The sequence below is a fragment of the Ornithinibacillus californiensis genome (assembly GCF_001038485.1).
GTDB classification, from domain to species: Bacteria; Bacillota; Bacilli; order Bacillales; family Amphibacillaceae; genus Ornithinibacillus; species Ornithinibacillus californiensis.
Map to the genome: position 1 here is coordinate 1 of NZ_LDUE01000008.1, position 19,606 is coordinate 19,606.

Here is a 19,606-nt window from a genome sequence, read left to right on the forward strand (position 1 = left end):
GGCTCTATAATATTTGTTGGGGTTTCAATAAAATTCAGAAAAAAAGTACACGCACCCCAAACATTCTTTTATACTTGAATTGACGAGAAACAAGATAAAGAATGGGGATGCGTGTAAATGGATTTTATCATGAATATGCCAGGATTAAAAGACTGTAACGTAACAAATTTAGTAGAGCGAGATGGGAAGGTAGAAGTTTATGTGGAAATGGAGCGTAAGCCACATAGTTGTCCGCGATGTGGAGAGGAAACCGAACGCATACATGACTATCGATACCAAAAAGTAAAACATCTGAAATGGTTCGAAAGAATGACTCAACTATGGTATAAGCGCAGACGTTATAGTTGCCCTTCCTGTGGAAAACGATTTTCTGAAGAAAACGGCTTCGTAGAACGATATCAACGCACTTCCGTGGAATGGAATCAAGCGGTCTCTATCCGATCCATCAAAGCAAAAACTTTTAAAGAGGTAGGAGAAACATATGGCTCCTCGGCAACAACCATTGTTAGACGTTTTGACCAATTAGCGGAAACGGAGATTAAAGAGGTAAACTCACTTCCTTCCGTCATAGCGATTGACGAATATAAAGGTGATACAAAAGAGGGTAAATATCAGTTAATTATTGCGGATGGTATCACGAAACAACCATTAGATATTCTCCCAAATCGCTATAAAAAAACCATTAAACAGTATCTCCAAAAACATGGGGCAAAAGTAGAAGTTGTCATTATGGACATGAGTCCAGCTTTCAAGGCAGCTGTTCAGAACGCATTAGGTAAACCTATTATTGTAGCTGACCGTTTTCACTTTTGTCGCTATATCTACTGGGGATTAGACCGCGTGAGAAGACGAGTTCAAAAAGACTTTCATGACTATGATCGTAAGAAATGTAAGCGAATGAAGTATGTATTTCATAAAGCAAAGGGCCGTTTAAAAGATGATGAGCAGTGGCACTTAGAAAGATACTTAAGTATGTCAGATGAACTGAAAGTAGCGTATGAATTAAAGGAAGCTTATCGAGAATGGTTTGAGGAAGCGAAGCTTATGGGGAAAGAACACATCTCCCTAGTGAAAGAAAACCTACAGTCTTTCTATAAAAAGGTAATCGACGCGGAGATACCTGAAATGATAAGTGCCATTAAAACCTTTCAAAACTGGCAGATAGAAATACTGAATAGCTTTGCATACGACTATTCTAACGGTTTTTTGGAAGGTATAAATAATACTACTAAAGTGATAAAGAGAAATGCATATGGATTTAGAAGTTTTAAGCGATTTAGAGCGAAAATCTTATTGGCAAGACAGTATAAAGATGTTGGTGTGCATATAGGATGAGGTGGCGACTAATGTCACCACCCCAACATTTGACGTAGAACCGTTTTTTATCAAGGTTTATTGGTTGTTCTATTGGACAGTATCTTGTAGAAATTGCAGATTTTGTCCGACAGAGCTGTTCTCTCGGACAGTACCGAGGGAAATTAGGAGATTTTGTCCGACAGAGCCCTTCTCTCGGACAGTACCGAGGGAAATCAGGAGATTTTGTCCGATAGAGCTCTTCTCACGGACAATAACGAGGGAAATCAGGAAATATTGTCCGACAGAGCTGTTCTCTCGGACAATACCAAGGGAAACCAGGAAGTTTTGTCCGATAGAGCCCTTCTCACGGACAATACCAAGTGGAAATCAGCAGATGTTGTCCGATAGACTTCTTCTCACGGACAATATCAAGTGGAAACAGTTTATTCTGTCCGATAGAATCAACCTAGCACTAATTGGTGTAGTGAGTTCAGCAAGTAAGCAAGTCAACCATTTACTATAGATAGGGAGAATGCACATGGATAACGAAATGATTCTAGTACTAGATTTTGGTAGTCAATACAATCAGTTAATCACCAGAAGAATTCGGGAGTTTGGTGTTTATAGTGAGCTTCACTCTCATAAACTTACCGTTGATGAGATTAAAAAAATTAATCCAAAAGGGATAATTCTTTCTGGTGGACCTCATAGTGTATACGACGAGAATAGTTTCCGACCAGACGAAGGTATTTTTGAACTAGGGATCCCAGTTCTAGGTATTTGCTATGGTATGCAATTAATGGCTCTTCATTATGGTGGAAGAGTAGACAAATCACAAAACCGTGAATATGGTAAGGCAACTATTTCTCTCCAAAATAACCCAGTGTTATTTTCAGAGACACCAGAAGAGCAAACCGTTTGGATGAGTCATGGTGACAAAGTAGTTGAAGCACCGCTAAACTTTACTGTTGATGCAACTAACCCATCTACCCCTATTGCTGCGTTTAGTAGGAAAGAACAAAATATGTACGGTGTTCAGTTCCACCCAGAAGTGCGTCATTCAGAATATGGTAACCAATTATTACGTAATTTTGTATTTGACGTATGTGGAGCTACTGGCGACTGGACCATTGAAAACTTTATTGAGCAAGAAGTTAACGTGATAAGAGAAAAAGTCGGTGACAAAAACGTTCTATGTGCCCTTAGCGGCGGTGTTGACTCATCTGTAGTTGCTGCTTTAATTCACAAAGCAATTGGCGATCAGCTAACATGTATTTTTGTTGATCATGGTTTGTTACGTAAAAACGAAGCTGACGATGTCATGAAGGTTTTTGCGAATGATTTTGATATGAATGTGATAAAAGTGGATGCATCAGAGCGCTTCTTATCTAAACTAAAAGGCGTTGATGATCCGGAGCAAAAACGTAAAATCATCGGTAATGAATTTATATATGTTTTTGATGATGAAGCAGCTAAACTTAAAAACATGGACTTCTTAGCACAAGGTACGCTTTATACAGATATTATTGAAAGTGGAACAGAAACAGCACAAACGATTAAGTCCCATCATAATGTCGGTGGTCTACCTGAGGATATGCAATTTGAACTGATTGAACCGTTAAACACTTTATTCAAGGATGAAGTTCGCGAGCTTGGGTCTCAGCTTGGTTTACCAGACCGAATCGTATGGCGTCAACCATTCCCAGGCCCTGGTCTTGCAATCCGAGTGCTAGGTGAAGTTACTGATGAAAAGCTAGAAATCGTTCGAGAATCAGATGCGATCTTGCGTGAGGAAATCGCAAATGCTGGATTAGAACGCGATATTTGGCAATACTTTACCGTACTCCCGAATATTCGCAGTGTAGGTGTTATGGGTGATGCTCGTACCTACGACTATACAATTGGTATTCGTGCCGTTACTTCCATTGATGGAATGACATCAGACTGGGCAAGAATTCCATTTGATGTATTAGAAAAGGTTTCTACACGAATTGTTAATGAAGTGGCACATATAAATAGAGTAGTGTATGACATTACGAGTAAGCCACCAGCAACTATTGAGTGGGAATAAAATACGAACGTTAATTTTTATTTACAAAAAAATGTTCGGAAATGGTTGACATATATCTAGTAAAATAGTAATATACTATCATGAACAAGGTAAAAGAATAACTTTTGCGTATAATTTAGGGAATATGGCCCAGAGTTTCTACCAGACCGCCGTAAATGGTCTGACTACGCAGATTAGTATATTAGGATGATAGTTTTCTATTTTGTTAACTATTGTCTGATTACTTTTCTTGCACGGTTTTTGGGTAGCATGCTTAGGTCCCTAATGAAGAGGATCTAAGCATGTTTTTTTATTTGCACTCATTCATATTTTAGGAGGAAAAGTAATGAAAAAGTATTTTCAATTTGAAGAGTTAGGTACAAATTTCCGTACAGAATTTTTAGGTGGATTAACAACCTTCTTAGCAATGGCTTATATACTATTCGTTAATCCAGCAATTTTAGGTGCAACAGGAATGGATACAGGTGCCATCTTTACAGCGACTGCAATTGCTGCAGCAGTAGGTTCTCTATTAATGGGTCTAATTGCTAAATACCCAATTGCACTGGCACCAGGTATGGGATTGAATGCCTTCTTCGCATTCTCAGTTGTAATCGGAATGGGTATTCCTTGGGAAACAGCATTAGCTGGGGTATTAGCTTCTGGACTTATTTTTGTTGTGTTAACGTTAACTGGTCTTCGTGAAAAAGTAATTAACTCCATCCCGGCTGAGTTGAAAAAAGCAGTAGGTGCTGGTATTGGATTATTTATTGCTTTTGTTGGTCTACAAAGTGCTAAAATTGTTGAGGGTAACACTGACACGATAGTAGCTCTTGGTGATTTAACTTCACCAACAGTTTTACTTACAATCTTTGGTCTTGTCGTTTCTGTAATTTTAATGGCTTTAGGTGTAAAAGCAGGTATCTTTTATGGAATGATTATTACTGCAATTGCAGGATTAATTTTTGGTCTTTCTGAATTTAATGGTATCGTAGGAAGTATTCCAAGTGTATCATCAACATTTGGTCAAGCATTTGCACACTTTGGTGACATCTTCACAATGGAAATGCTAGTCGTTATTTTAACGTTCTTATTCGTTGATTTCTTTGATACAGCAGGAACTTTAGTAGCAGTAGCTTCTCAAGCTGGATTAGTTAAAGACAATAAATTACCTCGTGCAGGTAAAGCATTATTTGCAGACTCTGCAGCAACTGTAGTAGGTGCAGCAGTAGGTACTTCTACAACGACTTCATTTGTAGAATCCACAGCAGGTGTTGGAGTAGGAGCACGTTCTGGTTTTGCATCGGTAGTTACAGCTGGTTTCTTCTTACTGGCTTTATTCTTCTCACCACTGTTAAGCGTTGTAACTGAAGCAGTAACTGCACCAGCATTAATTATTGTGGGTGTATTAATGGCTACAGCATTAAAAGACATAGATTGGAATGACTTTGCGATTGCTGTACCAGCGTTCTTAACAGTATTAATGATGCCTTTAACATATAGTATTGCTACAGGTATTGCGATTGGATTTATTTTCTATCCAATTACAATGTTAGTTGCAAAAAGAGGTAAAGAGGTTCATCCAGTTATGTATGTATTGTTTGGAGTCTTTGTAGCCTATTTCATCTTCTTATAAAATTGATAAAAGTAATGGTCATCATGTTAAACATGATGACCATTTTTTATCGTTGAATAGCTCTTCTACCAGAGAACGCAACGTGATAGATAAAGATAGATATCGTACCTGCTAATGAAATAAATCCTAAGATGTAATACAATGTTCCACCACCAAAGTGGTCCATGATCGCTCCTCCACCTAAGGAACCAATAATTCCACTGATTCCAAAGAAGACTGCGTAATACACAAGATGTCCTGTTGATTGTAATGATTTTGGTATCAGGCGAGTGACATAATCTAACGCTGCTAGATAAAAGATACCAAATGTAAGTCCATGTAAGAACTGTAAGCCAATAACAAACATTGGATCGTCTGCTAGCCCGTAAATAAACCAGCGTATCGAATACAAGATACCTGCAATCATCACAAAGAATAATGGATGGAATTTACGGAACCAAAAGCCGGCGAATGCAAAGATTAATGCCTCACTAGCAACACCAACAAACCAACCCAATCCCACTAGCGCTTCACTTCCGCCAAGCTCAGAGATGTATAAGCCAATAAAACTATCATTGGTTCGGTGTGCAACAGATAGGAATACGATGGCCATTAAGAAAAATAAAAAGGACTTGTTTTTCATTAATATGCCTACATCTTTTAGCTTTACTGGAGCAGATTCCACTTTCACGTCTTTTAAACGAAGAACTACTAATAAAGCGATAAAGCCAAAGAATAGGTAAGGCCAAATCATATGTTGAACACCGTAAGTAGAAAGTGTTTTACCAATAATTAGTGATGAAATAGCAAATCCAATCGAACCCCACGTCCGAATCGTTCCGAACGATATTCCAATATCATTCGCGCGTCGTTGAGCTAAGCTATCGCCCAGGCCACCGATTGGTGAGGTGAAGAAATAAAATAGCGCACCCATAAACATGATTGGAATTAAGCCACTCATTTGGAAGAATAGCGTACTAAAGATTAGTAGACCTATCACACAATATAAAAGACTCTTTTTCACGGATTTATATTTATCACTCATATAACCCCAAAACGGCTGAGCAAAAATCGATGCCAATGGCCCAATCGCTAAAACCCAACCAATCTCTGTACCGTTCAACCCTTTATAAGCTAAGTATAATGGTAAGAAACTTAATATAATTGTATTTGCAGCATGAAAGCTAAATAATAGCATTTTTAATGGTAATAATGATTCTTTTGTAGCCAAGTTGTCAGCTCCTTCTGTAGTACAGCTCAAGTGAATATTATACTACTTTGTCGAGGATTGTGAAATAGAAGGATTTCTAACGGGAGGGAACATCAACTTGGGGAGGGGCAGATGTGCTAACAGAACGGGCACATGTCTTTTTGGTTGGGCAGATGTACTAACGAAACGGTCGCGTGTCTTTTGGTGAAGGGCAGATGTACTAACGAAACGGTCGCGTGTCTTTTGGTGAAGGGCAGATGTAGTAACGGAACGGGCACATGTCTTTTTGGAAGGGCAGATGTACTAACGAAACGGTCGCATGTCTTTTGGTGAAGGGCATATGTAGTAACGGAACAGTCGCATGTCCAATGGTGAAGGGCGAAACCAAAAAAGCACCCTCACTAAGAGGATGCCCAATAAACTACTCCCAATTCTCAGCAATGAACTCATCACGGCCAGATTTAGCGCGGTCTTCTTTATATTCCTTTTCACTCTTCTTATAAAAGTCTTGATGATAGTCTTCTGCTGGATAAAACGTAACCGCTGGCAAAATTTGCGTTACAATTGGCTTTGAAAATTTACCACTCTCAGCTAACGCCATCTTTGATGCTTGCGCAATTTCTTTTTGTTCTTCATTATGATAGAAAATCGCTGCACGATATTGGTCTCCGCGATCCTGGAATTGACCGCCCGCATCAGTCGGGTCAATTTGGCGCCAAAAGACTTCAACTATTTCCTCGTAGGAAATAATACTTGGATCAAAAGTAATTTCAACTGCTTCATAATGCCCGGTTGTACCAGTTTTCACCTGTTCATAAGTAGGGTTTTCTACTTGGCCACCAGTATAGCCGGATATAACAGAATGGACGCCATCCCATTGGTCAAAGGGCTTTACCATGCACCAGAAACACCCACCTGCAAATGTTGCTTTTTGTAATGTATTCATATATGTTCCTCCATATTAAACGTAAGAATCGCTCTTCATAATTTTTTTAAAATGAGAATATATAAAACTATACCATATTTCAAGAATTCTACCATAAGGAAATATTCAGAAGTAGCTATTTGTGTTAAAATGATAGAAGATTAAGACTTTAGTATGACATACCAGCTCAATGGAGAAAGGAGTGAATGTGATGCGGAATATCCCTATAGTGCATAGTCAATACGCCCCACCAGCGATACGAGACCGATTTATCCGAAGGGGAAAATTGAATCGTAAATTATCAGCTATTTCGAGTCACACATTAACACTTCTTTATGCTGGGGCGGGGTATGGCAAAAGTACTGCCTTAGCGCTATACCTTCACGATACGAATATGAAGGCATGCTGGTATTCCATATCAGCAACTGATGATGATATCCTACCATTCTTTACAAAGCTAGTAGAATCGGTCAAAATACAGTATCCAACATTCGGGGAAGCGATTTTGAAGAAGTATGATGAGGTAGGGTCATATGTCGATACGGAGCAAATCTATTCTCTTGCATCGACATTTATTAATGAATTAATGGAGTTAAAAGAGGATATAACCATCATTTTAGATGACTATCATCATGTCAATTCATCCTATGAGATTGAAAAATGGACATTATTTTTATTGGAGCATATCCCATCGAATGTGCATATCGTTATTTCAAGCCGTAATAAACCAAAATGGTCGATTCTACCGAAGTTAAAGGTTAGAGGAGATTTGCTAGAGATTTCACAGGATGATTTAATCTTATCGGCTAATGAAATGTATTTTGTCCTAGAGGATGTTCTCAATATCGAGTTAAGTAATGACAAGGTCGATAAAATTTATGAGCTAACGGAAGGTTGGGCAATTGCTTTTAATATGTTAACCCAGCAGTTAGTCGATGAGTCATCAATTGAAACAATCTTTCTCAACCGTCAAACTTCCTTAGAGGATTTATTTGAATATCTAGCATCCGAAGTTCTTAGCAAACAATCTCTAATTATTCAGCAGTTCTTATTACAATCTAGTATTATGGATGTGTTAATTCCAAGAGCATGTGATCAAGTCTTGCAGATTAATGGATCAGAGGATATATTGCAAGGATTGCTGGAGCAGAATTTATTTATTGTAGAAGGGGAAGAAAATTATTACCGTTATCATGCTCTGTTTAAGGCATTTTTAGAGAATCGGTTACAGAAAACTTACCCGACTGAATATAGGAATCTACATATTAAGGCTGCACAGTACTTTGAAAGACAAGGTGATGTAGAAGGAGCACTTTATCATTACCGAAAAATCGAAAAGTATGCCCAAATGGCTGCATTAGTAAATGAATATGGATTAACAATGCTTCGCTCTGGAAGACTGCAGAGTCTATATGACTTATTAACTACCATTCCAGATGAATTTAAAGAAATATATCCTGTTTTATACTTTTATCAAGGGGAAATTGAGCGGTACCGTTCTCAATATGATAAGGCAGAAAAGAACTTTGATCGGATTATTAGTATTATTCCGCGGTATGACCAAGAGCATTTCAATTTGATTGGATTAGCTTTTGAAGGAAAAGCACGGATATACTTGGATACCATTCAACCAGATCAAGCCGAACGTTTTGTAAAAGAAGCGATCAATATGCAAGAACAAGCAAATGCTTCTAAGGAAGAAATGGCCCAACTCTATCAATTACTTGCTGAGAACCTATTAAACTTAGGACAAGCAAGTAAGGCAGAGGCGTGGTTTGATCGGGCAAAATCTCTCAATATCCCAATTGAGGATGGGAACTTAGAAGGAAGAATTCTCCTACGGACAGGACGACTAGCACAAGCGAGAGAGGTATTATTAAAGCGTAAAGAGCAATCTAGCAGTGGGTCTACTAAACATTTGCCACAATCTCATCGTGAAACGGACTTACTTTTGTCTATTGTGGAAGCATTTATGGGTAATGCTGAGGATAGCAAAAAACTTGCTTCGGCGGCAATTCAACTCGGCCTATCCATTCAATCACCTTTTGTTGAAGCATGTGGATGGATGCGGATGGGGCATGCCGTTCAATTATCGGAAGCGTATGACTCTAAGCTGGCTAAGCAATGTTACGAGACTGCTTTAGATATGATGGAAAAGATTAATATCTCCAGAGGGAAAGCCGAACCATACATGGGGATGTCCATATTATTTGGGAAAAATCTGGAGTATGAACGTGCGGTAGAAGCGGCTAAAAAGGGACTTGCCGAAACGGAGAAGGTTAAAGATAAATGGTTAAGTGCGCTCATTAAGGTGGGCCTCTTACTTACAGAAATCTATAATCAACACGATGACAAAGCGATCCCCATACTAGAAGAAGTTCAGGAAGACTTTGTAAGCTGTGGAGATAGGTACGGAATTTTGGTAACCTCTTTCTGGAAAGCATTCATTGCGCACAAGAATGACGATGAGGAAGTATTCAAAGAAAATATAGAGAGGTTCTTACAAGATTTGCATACGGAGGGCTATGAGTTTTTCTTGAAAAAACCAACTGTATTTGGGCCATCCGATTTACAAAATATAGCGCCATTACTGTTAAAGGCTAAAGAACTTGGAGTTGAGCCGCAACTTGTTTCTAAATATATGACAGAGCTTCAATTAAATGAGGATATTAGTAATCATCCAGGCTACACCTTATCAATCGAAACTTTAGGATATTTAAAGGTTGCGATTGGTTCGAAGCAATTAGAGGACCGTGACTTTCAACGGGGCAAAGCAAAAGAACTCTTTGAGCTTTTTGTAACGCACCGCAATAAAATGTTGTCAAAAGAAGAAATCTTTGCAAGTCTATGGCCTGAACAAGATCAAGATACAGCAAATAAGAATTTCAAAGTATCGTTTAATGCGTTGCTCAAGGCATTAGAGCCGAAACGTAAAGCGCGTGAAGAGTCCTATTTTATAATTCGTAAAGGAAGTAATTACGGCTTAAATCCTGATTCGGGATACGAACTTGATATCCATAATTTTGAGAGATGGGTATTAAAAGGGATTGAAGAAAAAGAAGCTAAGCAAGCAAAAGAGTTACTAGAAAAGGGACTAAAACTATATCGCGGAAGTTACTTAGAAGATCTTCGCTTTGCGACTTGGTGCCAGACAGAAAGAGAAAGATTACAAACGCTCTACTTACGTGGTGCGGAAAAATTAGCTCAAGTGAATGTCCGCCTGCAAGATTATCATGCATGTATTGAGTTATGTGAAAGGATCATACGTATTGACCGTACATGGGAAGAAGCGTACCGATTATTAATGTATAGTTATTATCAATTAAATAATCGTCCCCAGGCAATTAAATGGTATGAAAAGTGTTGTGACGTGCTGGAGGATGAATTAGGTGTCGAACCGATGGCTCCAACGGTGGAAATGTATCATTTAATTATTGAGTCGGAGAAATTGAATACGTATTAAAAACCTTCTTTTTGAAGGTTTTTATTTCAATATGACTTCATAAATAGTGTCGAAATTAAAGCTAAAGAAATAATTGGAGGTTAAAATGGCTAATAAAGTTGATTTGTTGATGGATGAGCGTGAGGTATCCATTGCAACAAGTAAAGATGAGAAAGAAATCATTACCCTTCTAAAAGATGTTGCCAATTGGTTAAAGGAGAAAGGAATTGACCAATGGGGCTTCCTTGCAGAAGGAGGTGAAGATGAGGAAATAAGACAGGCAATCCACAATAAAGAGACGTTTGTAGTGAAGAGGAATGAGCATATTGTAGCAACTTTAACACTCTACAAAAAACAGAGTTTGTGGGACCAACATGTTTGGGGTATACGGAATGATAGAGCGATATATCTCCACCGACTAGCGGTAGATAGTTCTTTAATTGGCTCGGGATTAGGAATAGAAGTACTAAAGTGGGCAGAAAATAAACTGAAGAACGACGGAATTGATATGTTACGATTAGATTGTGTTGAAAATAACCTTAAACTGAATAACTTTTATAGTGAGAATGGTTTTGTAAAAATAAGTACTAATGACAACCATTCTTTATATCAAAAGATTCTATAGTTAATACCCCCAAATCCAGCAAGGTTATTTGATGGATTTGGGGGTATAAATGTATATAAAAAAATTAGGTATTCGTTAAATGACGAGGGAATGTATAAGCTTAAAATTTACGGAAAAGAGCTTGTAGAAAAACTTCTAAATAAAACCCTTGCTATTTTTCTGAATACTTTTTATAATATAAAAAGTGAGAGGTGATTCATATGTCAGAATTAAAACTAACAACCAAAGGAAAAATGACAAGACAAAAGATTCTCAGTACTGCAGAAGAGATATTTGGAGAAAAGGGATACTTTGAAACATCCATTGCTGAAATTACGTTAAGGGCAGGAGTGGCTCAGGGGACTTACTATAATTACTTTTCTACAAAAAAGGAAGTCTTTGATGAGTTAATCCGTCAACTGAGCTCAAGTTTTCGTCATCAAATTAAAGTTGCGATGGAGAAAGAAACTACATTTGAAGCCAAGCAACGAGCAGGTTACCTTGCCTTTTTTGAATGGCTAACGAATCATCGTAACCTGTATAGTATCGTCCAGCAATCGGTACTAGTCGATATGAAATTGTATCGCTGGTATTATGAGAAAATTGCTGATGGATTTGTAAGAGCAATCCAGGAAGCTATTGATAAAAAAGAATGTAAACCGCTAAATCCTGAAACCGTTGCATACTGCTTAATGGGGATTGGTCAATTTATTGGAATGCGCTGGGTTTTCTGGGAGGAAGAAAAGGTTCCTGATGAAGTAATCAATGAGGCAATGGACCTTATCTTTAAAGGAATAAACTAGAGAGAGGAGTTCGAATAGATGAAGCCGATATCCTATTGGATTCACAAACGGGCTTTTTTGACACCAAAAAGAGTAGCGCTTATTGGAGAAGAAAGCACCTATACTTATGAAGCATTATCGGAAGAAGTTCATCGAGCAGCATCTTTGTTGCAGCATCGATTCCAATTGCAAAAAGGAGACAGGGTCGCAATCCTCTCCCAAAATCGAGTGGAATATATGATTTTCTATTTTGCGATTGCTCAATTAGGACTCGTTGCCGTACCTTTAAACGTCAGATTAACAGCATCGGAATTGCAGTTCCAGATCAATGATAGTGGTGCAAAAATGATTCTGTATGAAAGTAGAACAGCAGCATTGTATGAGGAAATAAAAAATAAGGTCATTTTTGAAAACGCTTACTGTTTTGGTGAGAAAATTGACGATTATGATTTGCCTTGTAAAGAGGTGAATGTGAATACAGCGGATGATCCATTTATTATTTGCTACACGTCTGGTACAACGGGTAGACCTAAAGGGGCCGTGTTGACTCAGGATAATATGTTTTGGAATGCATTAAACAATCAATACGCGATTGATATTACCACAAATGATAAAGTGATTGTTCTTTTACCGCTATTTCATATTGGTGGGATAGGATTGTTTGCTTTTCCAACCTTACTTGCTGGTGGAACAGTAGTCGTTCCTTCTAAATTTGAACCTGGCTATGCTATTCAAGTAATCGAAGAATACGAGATTACAATAGTCATGGGGGTTCCTACCATTCATGATGCGATACGAAAACACCCTCGTTTTGAAACAGCAGATTTTAGTAGTGTACGCTGGTTCTATAGTGGAGGAGCACCTTGTCCTAGAGAATTAATCGAGGCATATTTAGATCGAGGACTACCATTTGGTCAAGGAATGGGAATGACCGAAACTTCCCCTACTATCTTCATGTTAGTGAAAGAAGATTATCAGAGGAAGGTAGGATCGATAGGGAAGCCTGTCATGTTTTGTGATATTGCTATTGTTGATGAAGAGGGGATTCCCGTACCTAATGGTGAGGTAGGAGAGTTACTCATCAAAGGACCACATGTCATGAAGGAATATTGGGGATTGCCTGATAAGACAAACGAAGCAATACGCGATGGTTGGTTTTATTCCGGGGATTTAATGAGGCAGGATGAAGAAGGTTTTATTTATGTTGCTGGAAGAAAAAAGGACATGATTATATCTGGTGGGGAAAATATTTATCCACTCGAAATAGAACAAGTATTAAAAGAACTTTCAGCTATAAATGAAGCCGCAGTGATAGGGTTACCACACGAAAAGTGGGGAGAGGTGCCAATTGCTTTTATCTCATTCAATTCAAATTGTGATTTGTCTAAAGAAGAGATCCGAGATTATTGCGCTTCTAAACTAGCAAAATATAAAGTTCCGAAAGAGTTTACCATTTTAGAGGATTTACCGAAGAATGCTACTGGGAAAATAGATAAAAAAGCTTTGTACATGTTACTGAATGCAGAGGTGGGAAAAAATGAAATTTAACATTGGACAAACAGCGGAGTTTTCGAGAACTGTTACCGAAACCGACATTGTCCTATTTGCTGGATTAACTGGTGACTATAATCCGATTCATGTTGACCGGGAATATGCGAAGCAGACGTTTTTTAAAGAACGAATTAGTCATGGTATTTTAACTGCAAGTTATCTATCGAGATTGCTAGGTATGCATTTACCTGGGCCAGGCTCGGTGTATGTATCACAAACACTACACTTTACCAAACCGGTTTATATTGGGGATACCATTACTACTCATGGAGAGGTTATTGAGTTGGATGAATCAAAGCGTTTAATCACTGTCAAAACAACTTGTATCAACCAACATGGAGAAGTCGTTCTGGATGGGGAAGGTGTCATGAAGCTATCGAAGGAGATGATCAAACAATGATTGGTATTGAGAGAGTTAGTATATATGAGCCTGAACATCGAGAAACTGCAGCGGTTCTAGCAGAAAAAACTACTATTCCAGAACATGTCATTAAAGAGAAGTTTGGGTTATTTGAAAAAAGAATTGCTCCAAAAGAAATGCATGCCTCTGATTTAGCGGTCGCTGCTGGTAAAAATATTTTGCAAGATATTGACCCGAAGTCGATTGATGTTGTGATTTACTTTGGTAGTCCATATAAGGATTATCAAGTCTGGACGGCCTCTTCTAAGATTCAACATGAACTTGGTACAACAAATGCCTATTCATTTGAAATGATGAATGTTAGCTCTTGTTTTCCAATAGCAGTAAAGGTTGCGAAAGATATGCTTGTATCTGATCAGTCCATTCGTAATATTTTGCTTGTCGGTGGGTCAAAGGAGTCACAAATTGTGAATTACCAAAATCCCAGGTCTCGTTTTATGTTTAACTTTGCAGATGGAGGTGCAGCAGCCCTTATTACGAGAGAAGCAACAAGGAGCGAAATTCTTGCATCTTCCATCCTAACAGATGGTTCATTTAGCAAGGATGTATTAATTCCAGGAGGAGGGTCCGTACATCCCGTTAGTTCCGAGGTTGTAGAAAAGGACATGCATTATATCGATGTTCCAGATCCACTCAGTATGAAAGAACGTCTCGACCCAGTTTCTATCCCCAACTTTGTCAAAGTCATCAAAAACGCCTTAGAAAAAAGTGGAGCAACTCTACACGATTTAAAACTACTTCTACCACTACATACAAAAAAATCCATGTTCACAGAGATTCTGACACAAGTTGGTTTATCAGAAAATCAAGCAGTTTATTTAACACATCATGGCCATATGTCTGCACTTGATCCTTGTTATGGTTTATATTTTGCTGAAATAGATGGGCTATTGAAGGAGGGGGATATTGCTGTTGCTGTATCTGCGGGTACTGGTTACACGTGGGCTGCAACGGCCATTAAATGGCATGGTAAGCGTTTGTAACTGTCTTGTAACTACATGAAGTTATGATTTGCCTAAGTAAGATTTTTAAAAAACAAGGGGGAACTATTTAATGTTAAAACGTACAGTTGGCATTATATTTGCATTGTTACTAGTCGGATTTTTAGCAGCTTGTGGCGATGATGCATCTGGAGATTCAGATGATGTGATTAAAATTGGTGTACTTGCATCTGAAACGGGTGTACTTGAAGCTTATGGGAAACAAACACTTCGAGGCTTTGAATTAGGAATTGACTATGCAACGGATGGAACGAATGAAGTTGCTGGTAAAAAGATTGAGGTAATTATTGAAGATACTGAAACCAATCCGGAAGTTGCTCGTCAAAAGGCTCTTAAACTATTAGAGGATGATGAAGTTGATTTTCTAGTAGGATCTTCAAGTTCAGGTGATACGTTAGCGGTAACGCCACTAGCGGAAGAGTATGAAACAATTATGATTGTTGAACCTGCAGCAGCAGATAGTATTACAGGTTCTGAGTATAATGATTACATTTTCCGTACAGCACGTAACTCATCACAAGATGCTGTTGCAGCAGCTGCTGCAATCGCAGGTGATGGAGTAAAAATCGCAACACTTGCGCCCGATTACTCATTTGGTCATGACGGTGTAGCAGCCTTCGTTGCAGCTGCGGAAGAACTTGGTGCCGATATCGTACATCAAGAATTTGCAGACCAAGCAGCCACTGACTTTACGGCAAATATTCAGAAAATCATTGAAGCAGATCCAGATTACCTATTTGTAGTATGGGCGGGAGCAAACTCGCCATGGAATCAAATTGCAGATATGAAATTACAAGACCAAGGCATTAAAATTTCAACAGGTGCTCCTGATATTGCTGCATTATCAACGATGAATGCACTAGTTGGAATGGAAGGATTTACAGTCTATTATCATACACTACCAGACAATGAAATTAATGACTGGTTAGTAAAAGAACATAAAGAACGTTTTGATGGGGAAGTGCCTGACCTATTTACACCAGGTGGAATGAGTGCAGCACTTGCAATTGTAGAAGCCCTTAAGAAGACTGATGGAGATGCAGATGCTGCTAAGTTAATTGAAACAATGGAAGGAATGAGCTTTGATACTCCAAAAGGTAAGATGACATTCCGTCCAGAAGACCACCAAGCACTACAAGAATTGTATGCGATTACACTAGAACAACAAGATGGGGTTGAGTACCCAGTACCTGTTCTAAACCGTGTGCTTTCACCAGAAGAAACTGCACCACCAATTATGAACAAAGAATAATAGTTTTATAGGCAGAAGTTCTGTCAATGTAATTAAGAATAACATGGGCTACCCTTGCCACTAGGCGAGGGTTGTTCCCTTCTTAAATGGTTTGAACAATTTATTTCAGTTAAAGGAGGCGCATCATGACATTCATTCTAGAAACGAAGGACTTAACCATAAACTTTGGTGGTCATACAGCTGTTGATCATGTAACGGTACAAATACCAGAAAAGAAATTCACATCTATCATTGGCCCCAATGGTGCTGGTAAAACCACTTTTTTCAATCTACTAAGCGGTCAACTTTCTCCATCAGAGGGCTCCATATTTTTTAAGGGGAACGAAATTACTAAAAAATCTGCTACAGACAGAACTCGTCTTGGTATCGGTAGATCCTTTCAAATAACAAATGTATTCCCTAATTTAACCGTACTAGAGAATGTACGCTTAGCCATCCAATCCCAGGCTAATGTTCGTTATCAAATGATTAAGCACTTTTTACATTATAAGAAGTTTGAAGAAAAAGCACATACGATTTTAGAAAGAGTTTTACTGGATGGAAGAGCAGACTCTGTAGCTGCTAATCTAGCACATGGTGAAAAGCGGAAGCTAGAGATTGCCATGTTATTAGCGCTAGAAACAGAGATTTTATTATTAGATGAACCGACTGCAGGGATGTCGTTGGAAGAAGTACCAGCAATTATAGATGTTATTAAACAAATCAAGGCGGAAGAAGATCGAACGATTGTTTTAATCGAGCACAAGATGGATATGATTATGGATCTATCGGATGAAGTCCTTGTATTATTCCACGGAGAATTAATAGCAAAAGGTACTCCAGATGAAATAGTTGAAAATGAAACCGTCCAATCAGCATACCTAGGAGGAATGTACGATGAGCAGCTTGCTTAAGCTTTCTCAAGTGGAAGCCTATATACAGCAATTCCACATATTACATGATATTAGTTTTGAAGTGCCAAAGGGGGAAGTAACTGTATTACTTGGAAGAAATGGCGCTGGTAAAACAACAACGTTACGAACCATTATGGGCTTAAATCCAGTTTCAAAAGGATCTATCAACTTCAAAGACGAAGAAATAACAAATTTAAAGCCTCATCTTATTGCAAATAAAGGTATTGGTTATGTACCAGAAGACCAAGGAATATTTGAAGATTTAACTGTTGGAGAAAATTTACGTGTTGCCATGAAGCGTGAAGATAAGGAAACAACAGAACGCTTAGAATGGATACTAGATTTATTTCCAGATTTGAAGAAGTTCTGGAAGAAGCCGGGTGGACAGTTAAGTGGTGGACAAAAGCAAATGCTAGCAATCTCTCGTGCGTATGTGAATGAAAATGACCTCCTGTTAATTGATGAGCCGAGTAAAGGGCTAGCTCCAATTGTTGTAGAAAAGGTAATGGAAACGATTCTTCAAATGAAAGAGAAAACTACCATTCTACTAGTGGAGCAAAACTTCATGATGGCAAGTAAAATCGGGGATAGATTCTACATTATTGATGATGGCCAGACCGTTCATCACGGACAAATGGGAGAATTGAAAGAAGATAAAGTGTTAATGAAAAAATATTTAGGTGTTTCATAAGGAGGAAACGACATGGACTTAATTGTTAGTTTAACGGTTAACGGACTTGCAACAGGTATGTTGATTTTCCTCCTTGCTGCGGGGTTAACATTAATTTTTGGATTAATGAGCGTGCTGAACTTTGCACACGGAGGTTTATTTATCTGGGGTGCGTATGCCGGCGTATCAATTTATGCGGTAACAGATAGTTTCTTATTAGCGATTATTCTAGCGATTATTACTGGTTTAGTTCTAGGGCTAATAACAGAAAGACTAATTATCAGACCAGTTTATGGAAACCATATTCAACAAATTTTGATTACATTAGGTTTTATGCTTGTACTACAGGAATTGATTAAAGTAGTTTTCGGTCCGGACCAAAAGGCGGTATATCCACCAGCGTGGTTAGAGGGTAGCTTTCAAATGGGTGATGTCATCCTGATTAAATATCGCTTATTCATTATTGCCATTGGTTTTCTATTATTCTTAATCATTTTCCTAATCTTGAAGAAGACAAGAATTGGTTTAATCGTTCGTGCAGGGGTAATGAATCGTGAAATGGTTCAAACTCTTGGAATTAATATTCGTTTTGTATTTATGGCAGTGTTTATGGTTGGTGCTGCACTAGCTGCATTAAGTGGAGTTCTTCATGCGCCATATTCTGGGGTTATTTATGCCGAGATGGGTCTAGAGTTTTCCATTCTAGCCTTTATTGTAGTAGTAATTGGTGGAATGGGAAGTTTTACTGGTTCTTTATTGGCAGCAATATTAGTAGGCTTAGCTCAAGCGTATATGGCTTATTATGTACCAGCATTGTCATTAGCTGTAAATATGTTAATTATGACAGTTGTACTAATCTTTAGACCTCAAGGTTTATTTAAGGTGAAGGGGTGATTGGCTTGATATTACGATCGATGACAAAAAGTAATTTAATCTATCTAGGTGTTGCAGTAATATTGCTCATATTGCCGTTTATCTTAACTGGACGAAGCGTACAATTTATGATTACCCAGATCTTCATCTTTGCTATTTTTGCAATGAGCTATGACCTCTTATTAGGATACACCGGAATCATCTCATTTGGTCACGCGATGTTTTTTGGAATAGGTGCATATACTACTGCTATCTTTATGGATCGTTTTGATGCTAGTATTTTTGCATTGTTAGTAGCCATTTTAGTTGCTGTATTATTTGCAGCGGTTGTTAGTTTTATAGTTGGAATATTAACGCTCCGATTGAAGAGTCATTTTTACGCCATGCTTACCTTAGCATTTGCCGGGTTGTTCTTAGTGGCAGCTGAAAAATGGCGTTCTTTGACGAAGGGGAATGATGGATTTACTTTTAAAATTCCTGAATTCTTAAGAGATTCAACCACATTATATATCGTCAGTTTAGTATGCTTAGTGTTAATTTTCTTTGGACTAAGAAGATTAACGAATTCGCCCTTTGGTAGAGTGTTAGTTGCGATTAGAGAAAACGAGAATCGTACGGAGTCTTTGGGTTTCAAAGTACTACATTATAAAGTATTGGTTAGTGTTGTTTCGGGAGTTGTAGCTAGTTTTGCCGGGGTTCTATATATGCTGTCGCTTCGTTTTGTAAATACGAGCGTGTTCCATACGGATGTAACGATTGATGTATTATTAATGACAATTATTGGTGGCGTTGGTACGTTAGTTGGTCCGATTCTAGGGGCGGCGCTAATCGAATTAGCTCACCACTGGATTTCAGGGTTAGCAGATGTTCACTGGATATTTGAACGGTGGATTATTCTATACGGTACTGTTTACATTCTTGTAGTAATTTTCTTCCCGTTAGGACTCGTAGGTACAATAAGATCCAAGCTATCAGGTCGTTCTAAAAAGCAACACACTACGAAAAAGGCTAGCTAGGGAGG

General features: G+C 38.3%; 16 protein-coding genes and 1 riboswitch. Of the genes, 14 read left to right on the forward strand and 2 right to left on the reverse strand.

All coding sequences use genetic code 11. From position 1 onward, the window contains the following. Nucleotides 1-117: 117 nt before the first annotated feature. From TE34_RS01605 to TE34_RS01620, 3 genes are all read left to right on the forward strand, one after another. A complete protein-coding gene (locus TE34_RS01605; RefSeq protein WP_047983024.1) occupies nt 118-1,335 on the forward strand; it encodes an ISL3 family transposase in 1,218 nt (405 codons plus the stop codon). A gap of 493 nt (nt 1,336-1,828) precedes the next feature. Continuing rightward, nucleotides 1,829-3,367: a glutamine-hydrolyzing GMP synthase gene (gene guaA / locus TE34_RS01615; RefSeq protein ID WP_047983086.1), complete on the forward strand. Its 1,539-nt coding sequence runs from the start codon at nt 1,829-1,831 to the stop codon at nt 3,365-3,367. Nucleotides 3,368-3,453: 86 nt separating this feature from the next. Continuing rightward, nucleotides 3,454-3,554, forward strand: a riboswitch (purine riboswitch). Nucleotides 3,555-3,692: 138 nt separating this feature from the next. Further along, the gene (locus TE34_RS01620; RefSeq protein WP_047983087.1) at nt 3,693-4,982 is read left to right on the forward strand and encodes an NCS2 family permease; all 1,290 of its coding nucleotides are present in this window, start codon (nt 3,693-3,695) and stop codon (nt 4,980-4,982) included. A gap of 46 nt (nt 4,983-5,028) precedes the next feature. Here the strand turns inward: TE34_RS01620 and TE34_RS01625 are convergent, their stop codons facing one another. Together TE34_RS01625 and msrA are read right to left on the reverse strand one after the other, a co-directional pair. Continuing rightward, complete coding sequence (locus TE34_RS01625; RefSeq protein ID WP_047983088.1) at nt 5,029-6,192, reverse strand: MFS transporter; 1,164 nt, start codon at nt 6,190-6,192, stop codon at nt 5,029-5,031. Between the two features lie 400 nt (nt 6,193-6,592). Further along, on the reverse strand, nt 6,593-7,117 hold the full coding sequence (gene msrA / locus TE34_RS01630) for a peptide-methionine (S)-S-oxide reductase MsrA (protein WP_047983089.1): 525 nt from the start codon (nt 7,115-7,117) through the stop codon (nt 6,593-6,595). A gap of 190 nt (nt 7,118-7,307) precedes the next feature. Here msrA and TE34_RS01635 point away from each other — a divergent pair, with 190 nt between their 5' ends. From TE34_RS01635 to TE34_RS01685, 11 genes are all read left to right on the forward strand, one after another. Further along, on the forward strand, nt 7,308-10,559 hold the full coding sequence (locus TE34_RS01635) for a BTAD domain-containing putative transcriptional regulator (RefSeq protein ID WP_053074936.1): 3,252 nt from the start codon (nt 7,308-7,310) through the stop codon (nt 10,557-10,559). Between the two features lie 85 nt (nt 10,560-10,644). Then, nucleotides 10,645-11,163: a GNAT family N-acetyltransferase gene (locus tag TE34_RS01640; protein ID WP_047983091.1), complete on the forward strand. Its 519-nt coding sequence runs from the start codon at nt 10,645-10,647 to the stop codon at nt 11,161-11,163. A 200-nt stretch (nt 11,164-11,363) separates the two neighbouring features. Next, a complete protein-coding gene (locus TE34_RS01645; RefSeq protein ID WP_047983092.1) occupies nt 11,364-11,945 on the forward strand; it encodes a TetR/AcrR family transcriptional regulator in 582 nt (193 codons plus the stop codon). Between the two features lie 18 nt (nt 11,946-11,963). After that, nucleotides 11,964-13,472 (forward strand): o-succinylbenzoate--CoA ligase, encoded by a 1,509-nt coding sequence (menE, locus tag TE34_RS01650; RefSeq protein WP_047983093.1) that lies wholly within the window; start codon nt 11,964-11,966, stop codon nt 13,470-13,472. Next, nucleotides 13,462-13,875, forward strand: a complete 414-nt coding sequence (locus tag TE34_RS01655) for a MaoC family dehydratase (protein ID WP_047983094.1) — start codon at nt 13,462-13,464, stop codon at nt 13,873-13,875. Before menE ends, TE34_RS01655 begins: the two co-directional genes overlap by 11 nt. Continuing rightward, nucleotides 13,872-14,879: a 3-oxoacyl-ACP synthase gene (locus TE34_RS01660; protein ID WP_047983095.1), complete on the forward strand. Its 1,008-nt coding sequence runs from the start codon at nt 13,872-13,874 to the stop codon at nt 14,877-14,879. Before TE34_RS01655 ends, TE34_RS01660 begins: the two co-directional genes overlap by 4 nt. 70 nt (nt 14,880-14,949) lie before the next feature. After that, nucleotides 14,950-16,149, forward strand: a complete 1,200-nt coding sequence (locus TE34_RS01665; protein WP_047983096.1) for a substrate-binding domain-containing protein — start codon at nt 14,950-14,952, stop codon at nt 16,147-16,149. Nucleotides 16,150-16,274: 125 nt separating this feature from the next. Beyond that, a complete protein-coding gene (locus tag TE34_RS01670; RefSeq protein ID WP_047983097.1) occupies nt 16,275-17,042 on the forward strand; it encodes an ABC transporter ATP-binding protein in 768 nt (255 codons plus the stop codon). Beyond that, entirely contained in the window at nt 17,026-17,733 is a 708-nt protein-coding gene (locus TE34_RS01675) for an ABC transporter ATP-binding protein (protein WP_047983098.1), read from the forward strand. The genes TE34_RS01670 and TE34_RS01675 overlap by 17 nt, the downstream gene beginning before the upstream one ends. Nucleotides 17,734-17,745: 12 nt before the next feature. Beyond that, nucleotides 17,746-18,606 (forward strand): branched-chain amino acid ABC transporter permease, encoded by an 861-nt coding sequence (locus tag TE34_RS01680; RefSeq protein ID WP_047983099.1) that lies wholly within the window; start codon nt 17,746-17,748, stop codon nt 18,604-18,606. After that, nucleotides 18,606-19,601, forward strand: a complete 996-nt coding sequence (locus tag TE34_RS01685) for a branched-chain amino acid ABC transporter permease (protein WP_084710588.1) — start codon at nt 18,606-18,608, stop codon at nt 19,599-19,601. The genes TE34_RS01680 and TE34_RS01685 overlap by 1 nt, the downstream gene beginning before the upstream one ends. Nucleotides 19,602-19,606: the final 5 nt, after the last annotated feature.

Bases quoted from the DNA above. Each gene is read 5' to 3' on its own strand.
- TE34_RS01605 (WP_047983024.1), top strand. From the start codon at position 118: ATGGATTTTATCATGAATATGCCAGGATTAAAAGACTGTAACGTAACA.
- guaA (WP_047983086.1), top strand. From the start codon at position 1,829: ATGCACATGGATAACGAAATGATTCTAGTACTAGATTTTGGTAGTCAA.
- TE34_RS01620 (WP_047983087.1), top strand. From the start codon at position 3,693: ATGAAAAAGTATTTTCAATTTGAAGAGTTAGGTACAAATTTCCGTACA.
- msrA (WP_047983089.1), bottom strand. From the start codon at position 7,117: ATGAATACATTACAAAAAGCAACATTTGCAGGTGGGTGTTTCTGGTGC.
- TE34_RS01635 (WP_053074936.1), top strand. From the start codon at position 7,308: ATGCGGAATATCCCTATAGTGCATAGTCAATACGCCCCACCAGCGATA.
- TE34_RS01640 (WP_047983091.1), top strand. From the start codon at position 10,645: ATGGCTAATAAAGTTGATTTGTTGATGGATGAGCGTGAGGTATCCATT.
- TE34_RS01645 (WP_047983092.1), top strand. From the start codon at position 11,364: ATGTCAGAATTAAAACTAACAACCAAAGGAAAAATGACAAGACAAAAG.
- menE (WP_047983093.1), top strand. From the start codon at position 11,964: ATGAAGCCGATATCCTATTGGATTCACAAACGGGCTTTTTTGACACCA.
- TE34_RS01655 (WP_047983094.1), top strand. From the start codon at position 13,462: ATGAAATTTAACATTGGACAAACAGCGGAGTTTTCGAGAACTGTTACC.
- TE34_RS01660 (WP_047983095.1), top strand. From the start codon at position 13,872: ATGATTGGTATTGAGAGAGTTAGTATATATGAGCCTGAACATCGAGAA.
- TE34_RS01665 (WP_047983096.1), top strand. From the start codon at position 14,950: ATGTTAAAACGTACAGTTGGCATTATATTTGCATTGTTACTAGTCGGA.
- TE34_RS01670 (WP_047983097.1), top strand. From the start codon at position 16,275: ATGACATTCATTCTAGAAACGAAGGACTTAACCATAAACTTTGGTGGT.
- TE34_RS01675 (WP_047983098.1), top strand. From the start codon at position 17,026: ATGAGCAGCTTGCTTAAGCTTTCTCAAGTGGAAGCCTATATACAGCAA.
- TE34_RS01680 (WP_047983099.1), top strand. From the start codon at position 17,746: ATGGACTTAATTGTTAGTTTAACGGTTAACGGACTTGCAACAGGTATG.